Source organism: Sinorhizobium sp. 22678 (assembly GCF_052044265.1).
In the GTDB taxonomy this organism is placed as follows: Bacteria; Pseudomonadota; Alphaproteobacteria; order Rhizobiales; family Rhizobiaceae; genus Sinorhizobium; species Sinorhizobium meliloti_A.
This window is the reverse complement of sequence record NZ_JBQEMS010000010.1, coordinates 160,418-174,655: the sequence shown is the minus strand read 5'-3', so window position 1 is coordinate 174,655 and position 14,238 is coordinate 160,418. Positions and strand designations below refer to the sequence as shown.

The following is a 14,238-nucleotide window of genomic DNA, read 5'->3' as shown; positions in this document are numbered from 1 at the left end:
GTTTTGACGGGAAGAAGGGACTTAGTCCCGCCGTCATTCCGTCTTGATCTCTCCCATGCGGTTCCATGCATCGAGGCCCGCGATCTTGTAGGCTTCGGCCAGGGTAGGGTAGTTGAAGGTATTCTCGACGAAATATTCGACGGTGCCCTTCAGGTTGAGGACGGCTTGGCCGATATGGACGAGTTCGGTCGCTCCTTCGCCGATGATATGGACGCCGAGCAGCCGCCTCGTCCTGAGCGAGAAGATCATCTTCAAGAGTCCCGAATCCAGGCCCATGATGTGCCCGCGCGAAGTTTCGCGGAACCGGGCGATACCGCATTCGTAGGGAATTCCGCGCTCTTTGACTTCTTCCTCGGATAGGCCGCAGGTGGATATTTCCGGCACGGCATAGATGCCGTAGGGGAAATATTTCTGCGGCTCCTTGGCGATTGCGCCGACCGCAACACGGACCGCGATGCGGCCCTGTTCCATCGAGGTCGAGGCGAGGCTCGGAAAGCCGACGACATCGCCGGCGGCGTAGATATTCGGAACGGTCGTCTGGAACGTTTCCGGATTGACGGTCAGCCGACCGCGGGCGTCGGCCTCGAGACCTGCCGCAGGAAGATTGAGCGCATCCGTCGCGCCCATCCGGCCGGCGGCGAAAAGCACCATGTCCGTCGTGATCTTGCGGCCGTTGTCGAGGCTAAGCAGCACCTTGCCGTTGTCGAGCCGCTCCACTTTGTCCGCCTTCTGGCCCAAGTTCAGTTTCATCGCGCGGTCGCGCAACTGATAGGTGAAGTCCTCGACGATCTCCCGGTCGATGAAATCGAGCATGGTGTCCTTCGGGTCGATGACCGTTACCTGGATGTCGAGGGCGCTGAAGATGGTGGCGTATTCGATGCCGATGACGCCGGCGCCGATCACCACAAGCGAGCGGGGCAGTTCACGGATGTCGAGCAGTTCGTCACTGTCTACGACCGTCCTGCCGTCGAAAGGCATGTAGTCAGGCCGAAAGGGCTTCGTTCCCACTGCAAGCAGGATGCTGGTGCCGGAAACGAGCATGCTCTCGTCGTCATCCTTGGAGATCTCGAGCGTCGTCGGCCCGACGAAGCTCGCCCTGCCACGGATGTGCTGCACGCGGTTTCGCGCGAACTGGTGTTCGAGCACCTCCACCTCGTGGTTGAGCGTTATGATGAGACGACGGCGCAGATCTTCGGCGCTGATCTCCTGCTTGACCCGATAGGAGCGGCCGTAGAAGCCGCGCTCGCGCCAGCCGGTCAGGTTGAGCGCCGTTTCACGCAGCGTTTTCGACGGAATGGTACCGGTGTGGACGGAAACGCCGCCGACCCGTTTTCCCTGTTCGATGACGAGCACCTTCTTGCCCAGCTTAGCGGCCTGGATGGCGCCCCTGCGCCCGGCCGGACCACTGCCGACAACGATGAGATCGTACTGGTTCATGAACGCTTCCCCTGCTCGCGTGAGAATCGTTGTGCGATGCGGCATCTTTCGCGCAGGCACAGCTATATCGTCAATCGCACCGTTTGATGACGTGCAATGCCGCAGCGCCCTGTTCTGGATGCGTCTGCTGCATATTTTCCATCAGAACAATCGAAGCCCTTTGAGGCTGACGTGGCCGTCTTTGCCGATGATGACGTGATCGTGAAGCGCAATGCCGAGCGGCTTGGCGGCCTCGGCGATGAGCTTGGTCATGTCAATGTCGGCGCGTGACGGCGTCGGGTCGCCGGAGGGATGGTTGTGCATGACGCTATTGCAGGAAAGTAACACATTGAAAGAAAATAGCTAATCACCATTGTATCAACTGCGGTGGGGAAGGCAGTTGGGGGCGGTTGAAAATGCTCCTGCATCAGCATCACGCTTCCTCACGCTTGCGCATGGTGAGTCGATTTGACGCAGGCGCTTATCCCTCCTGCCCATCTTTCGAGTTCAAATTTCAAGTAGTGCGCCGCTTGGGAGGATTAGGTCGGGACGATGGCACCTTCCCGAACGAGACCGCCCCGGTGAGGTCGTAACTCAGCCGTTTGACTACGTCGTCCCCGCGGCCCCGCTTCCCGTCGATCGATGAGGCTTGCAGCAGGTTGGCAAAACGAAAGACGGGGGGCCATCACATTCATCACCGGCGAAACCGGCTCGGGAAAATCGACGGTCCTCAGGCTGGCGCTGAAAACAATCGAACCCTCCAAGGGGGAAATCCGTGTAGACGGCGTGGACCTGCGCGAGGTCAACCGCCAGGATTGGTATGGGGCGGTCGGCGTTGTTCCGCAGGAGGTGATGCTGCTCAACGATACGCTAGCGGCCAATATCGCCCTGAGCCGGCCGATCGACGTGCAGCGACTGCGCGAGGCCGCTGCAAAGGCGGCGATCATCGATCGGATCGACGAATTTCCCGACGGGTTCTCTACGGTCATCGGAGAGCGTGGCCTGAAGCTGTCTGGTGGCGAACGTCAGCGAATTGCAATCGCCAGGGCGCTCTACGGCGAACCGAGATTTTTGTTCCTGGACGAAGCGAGTTCCGCTCTCGATGAGGCGACGGAAGCGGCCATAATGAACCATATTCGAAGGATCGCAGGCGAAGTCACCGTTTTGGCGATTACCCACCGGAAGAGCACAATCCATCAGGAAGACAACGTCGTCGATCTGCGCGATCGGGCACGCCTGACTGAATGCGTATAGAGCAGCGACGATTTGCGATCACATGTAAGGCGAAGGCCGCTGGTTGGCGTCTGCCAATGCCGTGATAATTCCGGCGAGGCTTGCATATCGTCTGAAGACCTCATCGACAAAGCTCGCGACCTCATCCCGGTGGCTGGGCCGTCTGCTTACACTTGGCTCTGGGGCGGCGTAGAGGTCAAAGTTGCTGTAAATGTAATATCGATAGTGGATGGTTCTGCCCCATATGTAGCGTACGATCGTCCAATCGACCTCCGCCATGCTCTTCGACGCTACCGAAAGGAACTTTCTATCGAAATCAGTGTATTGCCCCCTCCCAAGTGAACTATAGCTTGAAGGTGCGGCAACCCAATCAAAAACCTCCCAATGCCAGGACAGCAGCACGTTCTGCACGATGGCATCCTTCAGTTCGGCCTTACCATCGTCCGAGGTCGGCCTGTCCTGCTTGGCAACGAGTTGGCGCGCAAAATTGAACGCCTCCTCTATGTAGCGCGCCTTGAGAGGAGGAATAAAGAATCCCTTCGAAGGGATGCTGTCGAGCGCGTCTTGCTGGGCGAGGCGGATAAGGGCCTCGCGAACCGGCACGATGCTTGTTCCGATATCGTGGGCTAACGGTTTGGCAGAAACGCCGCCGACAATGAAGTGAGGGCGAGCAAAGATTTGCTCGCACACCTGCTCGTAGACTAAGTGGTTGATGAGAAATCCCACCATTCCTCCTTTCAGTACCTCAAAGGGCTGCGCTGTCTCCTGATCCGTTGAGGAATGCGAGATGCCGCCAAAGATCCCGATGGCGGCTAGGGGAGCCGGGAGCAAGTCCGCCGGTCAAAACCTGTTGTCTGATATACGCTCTCGCGATTACGGACTTCGCGTCCATGTTCCATCTCCCACTGATTGGCAGGATCAAGACCCGAACAAACGATCCATGCAATTCGTCTGATCCGGCGGGTGACAGGCCCCGGCACGGCAGGGACCTGGATCTTCGCTTATCGGTGCCCCGTGCGCGCATTCCGCGCCCACAGCATGAAGGCCCGGCCGGCGTGAAGTACGCATAATCCGCACGTCAAAGTTCCATCTTCGAGAAGCGTTGACCGTGCCTCTTCTATCTGCAAGATGTGGCGAATCAAGTTAGATAGTATCTGGATTATAGATAGATGTCTGTTTCCATGGATCAATTGGAAGCCTTCGTTGCAGCCGCTGAACACGGTTCGTTCTCTGCCGCGGGCCGGGCTTTACGAAAAGCGCAGTCAGCCGTTAGCACCCAAGTCGCAAACCTTGAGGAGGATCTTGGTCTTGAACTGTTCGACCGGTCGGGACGGAATCCTTCACTTACATCGGCGGGGGAACGGCTCCTTCTTGAAGCCAAGGTGATCCTGGATCGTCGAGAACACCTGATCGGCGTCGCTAGCAGCTTCGAGGCTCATGTCGAGACGCGCCTAGTCGCCGCCATCGATGAGCTCTACCCTGACCGGGAATTGGGTGCGCTTTTCTCGGAGTTCGCGGCCTGTTTCCCGCATGTTGAACTCGAGCTCCTGTTTCCGATGATGGAGGACGTGAGCCGCCTCGTATTGGATGGAAAGGCCGACATCGGCGTGACCTGGCGCCAGGAGGCACCGCCCCCTGAACTTGGCTTTCAGACTCTTGGCTCGGTTCCGCTCAAGATGGTGTGCTCAAAGGATCATCCGCTGGCGAACGCTCACGTGGACTGGGAGGACCTCAAGCGCCATCGGCAGATCATGGTTGCCGTTCGGAACGAGGGGCCGGAAAAACAGCGATTGCGAACAGCCGCAGAGGTCTGGTGGGTCGAAAGTCAATGGGTCATATTGCAGCTGGTCAGGCAAGGTATCGGCTGGGCGCTTGTTCCTGACCACGTTATCGCATATTCACCCCATGCACCATATCTCGTCACTCCGAAGCTGCAGTTTGGTGACGGCCAATTTCCCGTGGCACTGGAAATGATCTGGCACAAGCAACGGGCTTGCGGGCCAGCCGCGAAGTGGCTTCGCGAACGCTTCGCTGCCACGAAAATCGATGCCACCATATAGCAGAGAGTGTTCACCACGACCGATCCAGCCCGACGCGGACGGCTTCGCGGTGATTGTCGACGCGGTGGCACAGAAGATCAATATGTCGCGCGCCGGGCGCTTCGCCTCAAGCGCCGCGCAGAGCTCGCCGGCGAGATTGCCGAGATCGCGGGCGATGGTCTTAGCCGCGCCAATGAGTTCGGCAAAGACGCGGCGAACTTCCACGAGATCAGCCGGCCGGATTGGCTCGATCGGTTCCGGGATGCGCCCCAGGGCATGATCGCGCCGGCGGCCGAGCTCTAGCACCACCCTCCGTCTCCCGTCACGGCCGACCAGGACGAGCGGCGCCTCACACAACGGCGCGGCGTCGCGAGCCACCAGAGAGTTCGCGTGGGCCGACAGATGCACTTCATCGGTCAAAGCAAGGCCCGTTCGTCGACCGCCTCGATAACCGAGGTCACGCGCAATCCAAAGGGACTGCACACCCTTCTCTTGCGCGTCCAAAGCCAATCGGATGTTTGTCGTGATCGCAGCCGCATCGACGCAATCGAAATCGGTACAATGATCGCTATAAGGGTTGAACACAGCGTCGAATTCGTCGGCCGTGAAGAACTCGGAAGCCGCTGATTTGACGGAAGAATCGAAGGATCTGCAGATTTTCTAATTGCAGGAAACAGCCGCCGAACGGGCTGTTTCCTTGCAAAATCAGTTTGAGGTTTGCCTGGTTGGCGAAGCGTGATTCACTGGGTTTATCGCGGTGAATCGGAGAGCCAGGAATGGGTAAACCACGCGAACGGCGCCAAACGGGTGAACAGGATTTATTCCGATCCCGGCTCGACCAGATCATCAATATGAAGCACGAACTGGTGCGTCTGGCGCAGGCTATCGACTGGCCTGTGTTGGAAGCCCGCTTTGGGACGGTCTATTCGGACGGAGCGGGCATGCCGCCATTGCCGACGCGGCTGATGGCGGGGCTGGCCATTCTGAAGCACACGTTCAACCTGTCGGACGAGGCGCTGTGCGAGCGCTGGGTGGAGAACCCCTATTTTCAGTACCTGTGCGGCGAGGAGTTCTTTCGGCACGAACTATCGTTCGACCGCTCCTCGATGACGCGCTGGCGGCAGCGCATGGGCGAGGAGCGGATCGCCGCGCTCTTGCAGGAGAGCCTGGCCGTGGCAGTCAAGACAGGCGCGATGAAGCCGCAGGATACGCGGCAGGTGATCGTGGACACGACCGTTCAACCGAAGAACGTCATGTTCCCGACGGATGCCAAGCTTATTCACCGGACGCGCGAACGGCTGGTGCGGCTGGCGAAGAAAATGGGGCTCGACCTGCGCCAGACCTATCTTCGGGTCGGTAAATTCGCCCTGATCCAGCACCAGCGCTACGCTCATGCGAAGCAATTCAAACGGGCCGGCAAGGCGTTGCGCAAGTTGAAGACCTATCTCGGCCGGACCGTTCGCGACATCGAGCGTCAGATCGCCGGCGACGAACAACTCGACGCGATCTTCAAATGGTCGCTCTATCAGGCAAAAACGGTCATCGCGCAGCGGCAACGTCAGCGTGGCCGCAAGATCTACAGCCTGCATGCCGACGAAGTCGAGTGCATTGGTAAAGGCAAGGCGCACAAGCCTATGAGTTCGGAGTGAAGGTGTCCGTGGCCACGACACTGAATCGTTCAAAGGGCGGGCAGTTCGCCCTGCACGCGACGGCGCTGCCCGGCAATCCCTACGACGGCCACACGCTCGCGACCGTCATTCCGGATATGGAAAAGATGATCGGCAACGAGCTCTCCCGCATACTGGCCGATGCTGGATACCGCGGCCATAATGCTCCCGAAAGTCACAAGCTGAGGGTCTTCACCAGCGGTCAGAAGCGCCGCATCACGCCCGCCATCAAACGCCAGATGCGACGACGATCGGCGGTCGAACCCGTCATTGGACACCTCAAGAGCGAACACAGAATGGACCGGAATTATCTCGCTGGCGAACAGGGGGATGCCGTCAATGCCGTTCTGGCCGCCGCCGGATACAACTTCTCCCTCCTGCTGCGATGGTTCAGGCAACTTTTGTGTCTGTTCGCCGCACTCTTCCTCACGTTCCAGAGCCGACCAATGCCGCAGCAAACTGCCTGAATGCGAGTTCTTCACGATCGACGAATTCGAGACGACTGACTTGGTCGATGAAGTCGTCAGTACTTGCTATTTTCGTTTTCATCCCGCGAATCGCCTGGAAACCACCATTAGAATTGCTCTGACACCATGTTCGGCAGGTCATCGCAACGAGATCTTCCTGACGAAAGGCGCCTTGGCGATCATTTTCGTAGCAGTGTTCTACAACGCCGTCATTTTCAGTGGATGCGTTGTGCCACTTGAAAGCGACCACCTTCCTGCCTATGCGGCTTGCGAAGCAGATTGGTATCGTTGCCTCCGCTGTACTCGCGCTTTTCGCATCTGCTCAGTCCTCCATCTCGGCGGTTGAACAAGCGTGCTGAGCTCGGTCGCTCTGGACAGTGACATCATACGTTCGTGGCCACAGCACCGGTCAAGGCGAGCCGCAGATTTCCCTGCGCGTGGCGGCCGGCGGCACGCCGGTGCGGTGCTCCGCTTGTGTGCCCTCTGGCCACCTCCGACAAGCCTTCTCGATCAACGACGCCTTGCTCCAATCCCAGATCCGCATGACCTTCGCATCCACAGATATCAATCGATTACTGCCGTCTTCGAGGAAGGCAAGCCTCATCACCCGGCTGGGTGTCGGCAACAAAGCTTTCGTTTCCAGCGTGCGCGGATCGAGAACACGAATGCCAGTGTCACCAGCGGGAACCGCGAGCAGGTTTTCGTCGGAAGAGAACGCGAGGGGAGGCCCAATTGGACGGGTCTGTTGCGGTGCCACCGGCACGACAGCCCAATCCCGCTCAGCGCTTGCGAGTGCAATCTTACTACCAGAGAACAGCAACAAGTGGTTCCCCGACGGGGACATCTCTAATCTCGCGGTGAACCTTCCCGATGTCTCTAGCCGGCGGCAGTCGTAGGCGGTCGTTCTCACAGGGCAGGTGGTGCCTTTGTGACGTGCGTTCGGATCGGAGACGCACAAGCAGGTATCGACGTCACCAAGTCTGAACGCGACCCTCTGCGCGCTAGGGCCAACGGTCAAGGCGCTCACCTCCTTGTCGGCCTCGATTGTGCGCGCTACCGACGGTGGCGACATTTCGGGCTCGTAGAGGTCGATCCGCTTGCCCTTTTTGGCAACCGCGACGGCACCCGCGGCCGTCGCGGCAAGAAAGCTCGTGCCCTTATAGGGAAGGGTCCAGTCGGAGGAGCAGCTTTGCGCGTTCCACAGCCTCACTACGCTATTCTCCGTTCCAAGGATGGTTGCGACCGTCGCCAGTTGGCCCTCGCGTGTCCCTGGCAGCAACCGTTCCACGATCTGGACGTCGTCGACATCATTGGGATGCACGAGCCCCTTGCCGCCACAGGGCAGTTCCGCGGTGCGCGTGAATGTGAACAGGTCGACCCGGGTCGAACCCACCTTGCGGATGGCGAAGACGTTCTGGTCGACCGCCAATCCGTCCCAGGCGCTTGGATCACTCTGCCCCAGCCGTTCCACAGGGGGAAACCGTCCGGGCAAAAGACCGTTCACCATGCTGTTGTTGTCGTTGCCTTCGGTCCAATAGCCGACGATCGAATTGCCCCGCGCCGTAACAATGCCCTCCACGCCGCCCAGTCGGACTTCGCCGTTCTGGCTGAGTGGTCTCGTGGCGAAGACGACGCCGTCGTCGCCGAACGTGAAAGCCGCCCCGCTGGTGGGAGAAAACACGACCCCGCGGGTCGCCGCGCTATGGACTAGCATGCCGATGGGCTCGAGGCTGTCCGTTAGGAGAAACTTCACGGTGCGATCATGGCCAGCTACCCCGACGATCGACCCCGTTGGGTCGAAGGAGATCGCGACCACCGGCACGTCGTCTGGCTTTGCCGCTGACCACCTGCCATCGGGCATCGCCGCGGTGCTTGCCGGATCGGGTGCCCTGAGGCGGGCCACCCGTGGTGGCCCAAGGTCCGCATTGTAGACGGACACCATGCCTTCATCGTCCGCGATCGCTATAGCATTGCCATCCTGCGTGACATCCATCCCGAAGATCGCGTTGGGATGAACGATTTGCGACAGGATCGTGCCCGGTGATCGGGCAAGATCGTAGATGGTCAGCACCCCGTCGATACCCGCGACGATCAGTCTGTTGCCGCGCACTGCCAAGCCGAATATGCCGACGGCGACTCCATGCCGGTCCGGTCGCGGGTCGACGACTTGGAGGAAGGGGCCGCTTGGCAGTTTTTTGCCAGCCCACAGTTGGTCAACTTTGACCCGCCAAACGTCGCCGATGAAGGTTCCAGCGAAAAGGGCGCCGTCTGCGTCCAGCGCAAGGCCGCCGATCCTTTCCTTTTCCAGCGCGCTCGCGATCATCTTGAGGCTCGGAGAACCGTTGCTCACCTTGAATTCGACGAGGCGGATACCGCGATCCGAGCCAATCGCCAGCATTTTGCCGCCCTCGATGGGAATGATGCTGCGGATGCGCGTGGTCTCCAAAGCGATGCTTGCATTGTTCCGGCCGGTCAGCGCATCGGCGACGTGCAGGATCCCATCGCGTCCGCCGGTTGCCAACCACCGATCGTCCCCGAATAGGGCGGCGATCTGGGTCTGCTCTCCGCTGCGCTCGACACCAGCGGCAGGGATAAAACTGTTATCGATGGGTAGAAGGTTGGCGATGAGGCGCAGCAGAACGCGGCGCGCCTCCGGATTGTCGCTTTGATGCACGGCACTTGCTGAGTAGATCAGCGCATCCAGGATCTGCGGGCCGGGTGAGGCTGAAAGAACCTCGGCCTGTTGCGTCCAGGTTGCGACGGTACGGTGCTGGCGCTCTTCTACCGCACTTTGCAGCGCGTCGACCGCGAACCAGGCGAGCCCACCGAAAGCAGCGACGGCGAGACCCGCGATCATGTGACGCCTGACCTTGGCCGCGCGCTCACCCTTAGCGTAGGCTGTTTCCAGGTCCGCAATCGAAATTGCATTGCCGCTGGCGTCGGAGACGAGGCGTGCGGCAAGCTTCATTGTTTCCTCGTCAAAGGAGCGCACCGATCTCCACCGTCGCGCATCGGCGCGCAACGCCCGTTCGCGATCACCGATGCGCCAAGGTGCCATCAACGTTCGAAGTGGACTCTGTCGTCGATAGTACCCGCGCAGATCGAAGAAGACGGGCGTATCGCCACCACCCCGGGCAAGCAGCGCCGGCGGCATGATCGCTTCACGATCGGAAGGATCGCCGCCATGCGTGAGGGCAAAGTAGACCGGCCCGTCAGGCCGTTCCTCGTCCCACCATTCGATCTCCTTGTTGATCCATGGGTGATCGCGTGAGTCCGGGCCGCAAAAAACCACAAGCGAGCGCGAGCGGCGTTGGTACGCCCTGATTACAGGCTCGATCGCATCGGCGGTTTCGTTCCTCTTTCTTCGGGGAAAGACGAAGTCTCTGCCGTCTACACACAGCTGAAGCTCGCGCAGATACGCTTTCGGAATATGGGCGCGCTTGTGAAACCCTTCGATAACCGACTCTACTGCCCGTAAAAGATTTCCGTCGGGATCTGTTGCGTGAGACCCGAACGCGTCATAGCTCAGTGGTGTATTTTCATTTTCACTTGCGAGAGTGTCCAAGATTAATCTCTGATTTGGTCCCAGTGAGAAAGCTAAATAGCTGCAATTCGTTGCGTATAGGTCAGGATTTCGGACGGTTGTTGCGTGGAATTGCGAATTAGATAACCACACGGTGTAGAATACACTGTCGATACGTGACGGCTGCGCAGACGCTTCTTTAACATCCAAAATTCCTCCGAGCAGAAGTCCATAGCGACTGACTCAAGGTTGCGGATCAGTCGGATTGAGCGGCCGGCGGCCTGTACGAGCGATCGTGTCGGCGAGGAGTTTAGCGGGTGGCGCTCGCCTGAACGCCGCAAGTGCCTTGAGGTCCCATAGCCGCATCCAGGCGTCCTGAGACGTAGTCAGCAGCCATCGGCCAGTGGGGTCGATCGCGGCAGTCTGAACCCAGCCATCCTCGTGTCCGACCAGCTTGGGTAGGCGCGTCCAGTGCTCAGTCTCCCAGAAGTAGGTGCCGCCGTCGCCGCTGGCCATGAGGAGATCCTCGGTGGGGGAGAAGGCTACGGCCTCGACATAGCGTCCAGCCGTACGCAAAGTAGTTATCGGCGTCGTGCGCTCACCGTCGAAGACACGGACATAGCCATCTCGTGCGGCTGTGGCGACAAACCGTCCGTCGCGGCTGAACGCCACGGAGGTCACTGACCCGCCATGGCCGGCCAATTCTCTGAACTGTCCGGGATGGTTGAGGTCCCACAACCGTGCAGTGGTGTCGTATGAGGCGGACGCAAGCAACGGCAGGCGGGGATGGAACGCCAGGGCCAGCAGCTCGCGTCGATGGCCCTGCAGCTTTGCTTCGGCCTTTCCTGTGGCCTTGTTCCACACGGTTACGGTGGTGATCGAGCGAATGTCATCGCCGGAATCGCGGGTTGCGAAGGCGAGCCGTGTCCCATCTTGGGACCGGGTAAGCAGATGTACGGGCTGGTCATTTATGACTCGCACTGTTTCGACCGCCTGCGTCCGAACGTCGATGGTTCGGATAACTCCATCCTCCGAGCCTGCCATCAGATGCCGTCCGTCGGCGGTGAACTGTAGGGCGTGCTGACGCGTATAATCTCCGCCAATTTTATCGACGGCACGACCGGTTTCGAGATTCCACAAGCGGATGCTCCTATCGTAGCTCGTTGTGGCCACCAGCGACTCTGTGGGCGAAAACGCCACTGCCGGGGTGAAGGAAGCGTCGCCCGGCATCCGGTCAGGCGGCCGAAGGGTCTTAACCTCGGGGGCGTCCTCGAGGCTGTAGAGTTGGAGCATCCCGCCGTCGGCTCCGACCGCTAAACGCGTGCCGGTCGGATCGACGCGGATGGCGCTGAGGTGTTGCCGGAATACCTGGTATGGATTGATCCGCGCCAACACCGTGCCCTCCAGCGGATTGACGACCACCACATCGGCATAGCCTGCCGCCACGATCCGTTGACCATCTGGACTGAAGGTGAGGGAGTACACGTCGCCCGGCAGGACTACCTGATGAACTGGCCGCTGCGGCTCGTCTGTGCTCCAAATCAGCAGTAGCCTGCCGCCGGCCAAAGCCATCATGCGTCCATTCGGTGCCCAAGCGAGTGACGGCCGGGCGCTGACGCGCGGTGCAAATCGGACTCGGTCGGTGAGTCCGGCATATCCGTCGCTGTAGATGGAAAGCTCACCACTCTGGTCAACCACGGCGAGTTGCAGGCCGTCTGGGGAATAGGCTATTGCTCCCGCGTTCCCGTCCGTCACAGCCGTGAGCGACTGGGGCTCGCCATCGAGCGTATGGAGGCGCACGTCCCCGTTTACGATTGCCGCCAAGTGACCAGTACCGGTGCTGTAGCTTGCGCATTGGGAAGTACCGACCGTGTTTGAGGCGATCCGCTTTGGCGAGACCGGCTTCGACCGGTCCCAGAGCAACACGGATCCGCCGAAGGTACAACCGATCAGCGTGCGACCATCGGCCGTATATGAAATGCCCATCATGCGTTCTGGCACCATGATCACTTCTCGCTCGGTTCCGTGTGCCACGTCCCAGATTCGCACCGCGTCGTCCAGTCCGGCGGTTACGAGTTCGCCGCCATCCGGAGAGAAATCGACCGCCTGAATGGAGCGCGAGTGACCAGTAGTCCAGGGTACCGGACGCAGAGGTGGTCCATCGAGGCGCGTCAGCCGATCGCCAATGGCGAAGACCGGACTTCCCTGTGGAGGGTAGGCAACAGCCTTGACCGCTTCCGATGGCATCGTTGTGAGCTGCTGGGTGGCGATCTCCCAGGTGACGACTCCCTTCTCGGTGGCGATCACCAACACAGCGCCATCCGGCGAGAATTGCAGGTCGCCGGGAGCCCCGAGATCGGGCAATTCTTGCTGGTGGGTGTTATCGGCCAGTTGCCAAAGCCGGACCCTCATCGGCCTGATATCGCGGTCACGCACGTCCAAGTTCGAGCCCCAGGTGGCCAAGTGCTGACCGGAGGAGTCTATCGCTAGCGCTCCTATGGGAAGGGTATCGGACTTGAAGGCAGCTGTTTCGGCACCTGTGTGTATGTCAAAGATGCGTACGAAACCGGCTGCATCACCCGCAATCGCCCGGCCCCTTTCGGGCTCCAGAATCGCCGCTCCGATCCGGGTGGCCGATATGACCTTAGCACTGCGGGTGCCGTCTGCGGTGCGTACCAGCTGCCCGTCGGCATAGAGGGTCCAAATCGCACTGCTGGCGTCGAAGGTCAGGGCGATCACCGCCGCTTCCCCTGCCTCGTCACGTTCGATGATTCTTCCAGTCGACCTGTCAAAGACAAAGATGCGGCCAGTATTATCGCCTCCCGCCAGTCGCTTTCCGTCCGGCGAAAGCGCCAGGGCCGTGATTTGCCCCATGAGGCCTGGGTACGAGGCCAACAACAGCCCGGTGACCACGTCATATTCTCGGATGACCTGATCAACATGCCCGGCAACAACACTGCGCCCGTCGGAGGCCGCAATGATAGCACTACCACCCATCGCGGACGGTGCTTCCCAGATACGACGAATGCCCCAGCTTCTCGCTTGTAGCAACTTTTCGCGCACTAGCGGCTGGTCCTCCACGGCCAGTGAGGAGGCAAAGTCGAACTCCGCGTCGAAGACCTGGCGTTTGGCCATGTCGTCGTCGCCCAGCCGAGCCAGCGCCTCGGCGTGGTTGTGGATGGCGCGGGCCCGTTGAGCCACAGCCTCGCGTCGGTTGATTTCGCTCAAGACGCCCAGACCTGAGACAACGGCAAGCACCGTGAACGCGGCCGCCGCGAGCACGGCTAGGCGGCGGTTGCGACGTTGGGCATCGCGATTACGCAAATCGTCAAATCCGATGTCAAGCAGGCCGGCGACCAAGCGGAGCAGCGCCGTGCGTCGTACTTGGCTCTGCGAGAGGCCCACAACCGGCCTCAGATCGGCCGCCAATGGTTCGTCAGGGCGGGCGATCGCTTGGTTGACGTTTCGTGCCGCCACCCGGCTGCGCTTCAGCAGTGATGATGGAAATGCGTCCTTTGGTTCTCCTTCCATCAGCACAGCGAAGATCCGGTTGCCGCGGTTGAGAGTCACGAACTGCTCGATTTCGCTGTTAATCCAATGTGAGGCGCTGGCGCGCGGCGAGCACAAGACGATAAGGTTGTCAGACCGCTCCAGTGCCGACATGAGCCGCGCGCGCAGATTGGGGGTGGCCGGCAGTTCCTCCGCGTCACGGAACAATCGTCCAAGTCGTGCTGGCCGATTCAGGCGTTTCGCCACGGCAGCGGGCAACCTGTACGTTTCGAGCGCCGTCTGTAGCCAAGCGGCCTCGCGCTGATCTGCGCCGCTGCTGCGGTAGCTGATGAATGCGACATAGCGTCCATCCGGGTTCGATTTCACGCCGCGCAGCCATGCCA

At 60.2% G+C, this 14,238-nt stretch carries 8 protein-coding genes and 2 pseudogenes; 4 read left to right on the top strand and 6 right to left on the bottom strand.

Annotation, left to right across the window (positions count from 1 at the left end; genetic code table 11):
- Positions 1 to 33 precede the first annotated feature (33 nt).
- Both sthA and ACTJKL_RS17010 read right to left on the bottom strand, forming a co-directional pair.
- Positions 34 to 1,437 carry a Si-specific NAD(P)(+) transhydrogenase gene (gene sthA, locus ACTJKL_RS17015; protein WP_440853376.1) on the bottom strand — a complete coding sequence of 468 codons (1,404 nt, stop codon included), beginning with the start codon at positions 1,435 to 1,437 and terminating at the stop codon, positions 34 to 36.
- A gap of 141 nt (positions 1,438 to 1,578) precedes the next feature.
- Positions 1,579 to 1,743, bottom strand: a pseudogene (locus ACTJKL_RS17010) (JAB domain-containing protein); the annotation flags it as partial.
- 315 nt (positions 1,744 to 2,058) lie between these two features.
- Between ACTJKL_RS17010 and ACTJKL_RS17005 the strand changes: the two are divergent.
- Positions 2,059 to 2,670 (top strand): ATP-binding cassette domain-containing protein, encoded by a 612-nt coding sequence (locus tag ACTJKL_RS17005; protein WP_440853375.1) that lies wholly within the window; start codon positions 2,059 to 2,061, stop codon positions 2,668 to 2,670.
- Between the two features lie 18 nt (positions 2,671 to 2,688).
- On the opposite strand, the gene ACTJKL_RS17000 is transcribed toward ACTJKL_RS17005, so the two are convergent.
- Positions 2,689 to 3,375 (bottom strand): GntR family transcriptional regulator, encoded by a 687-nt coding sequence (locus tag ACTJKL_RS17000; RefSeq protein ID WP_440853374.1) that lies wholly within the window; start codon positions 3,373 to 3,375, stop codon positions 2,689 to 2,691.
- Positions 3,376 to 3,818: 443 nt separating this feature from the next.
- On the opposite strand from ACTJKL_RS17000, the gene ACTJKL_RS16995 reads away from it, so the two are divergent.
- From ACTJKL_RS16995 to ACTJKL_RS16985, 3 genes and pseudogenes are all read left to right on the top strand, one after another.
- Positions 3,819 to 4,709, top strand: coding sequence for a LysR family transcriptional regulator (locus tag ACTJKL_RS16995; protein WP_440853373.1), 891 nt, complete (start codon positions 3,819 to 3,821; stop codon positions 4,707 to 4,709).
- A gap of 6 nt (positions 4,710 to 4,715) precedes the next feature.
- Positions 4,716 to 4,991, top strand: a complete 276-nt coding sequence (locus ACTJKL_RS16990; protein WP_440853372.1) for a hypothetical protein — start codon at positions 4,716 to 4,718, stop codon at positions 4,989 to 4,991.
- A gap of 473 nt (positions 4,992 to 5,464) precedes the next feature.
- Positions 5,465 to 6,822, top strand: a pseudogene (locus ACTJKL_RS16985) (IS5-like element ISRsp18 family transposase).
- On the opposite strand, the gene ACTJKL_RS16980 reads toward ACTJKL_RS16985, so the two are convergent.
- From ACTJKL_RS16980 to ACTJKL_RS16970, 3 genes are all read right to left on the bottom strand, one after another.
- On the bottom strand, positions 6,782 to 7,072 hold the full coding sequence (locus tag ACTJKL_RS16980; protein ID WP_440853371.1) for a hypothetical protein: 291 nt from the start codon (positions 7,070 to 7,072) through the stop codon (positions 6,782 to 6,784). The pseudogene ACTJKL_RS16985 and the gene ACTJKL_RS16980 sit on opposite strands and share 41 nt — an antisense overlap.
- A 159-nt stretch (positions 7,073 to 7,231) precedes the next feature.
- Complete coding sequence (locus ACTJKL_RS16975) at positions 7,232 to 10,387, bottom strand: hypothetical protein (protein ID WP_440853370.1); 3,156 nt, start codon at positions 10,385 to 10,387, stop codon at positions 7,232 to 7,234.
- 201 nt (positions 10,388 to 10,588) lie between these two features.
- Positions 10,589 to 14,221 (bottom strand): toll/interleukin-1 receptor domain-containing protein, encoded by a 3,633-nt coding sequence (locus tag ACTJKL_RS16970; RefSeq protein ID WP_440853369.1) that lies wholly within the window; start codon positions 14,219 to 14,221, stop codon positions 10,589 to 10,591.
- Positions 14,222 to 14,238 lie beyond the last annotated feature (17 nt).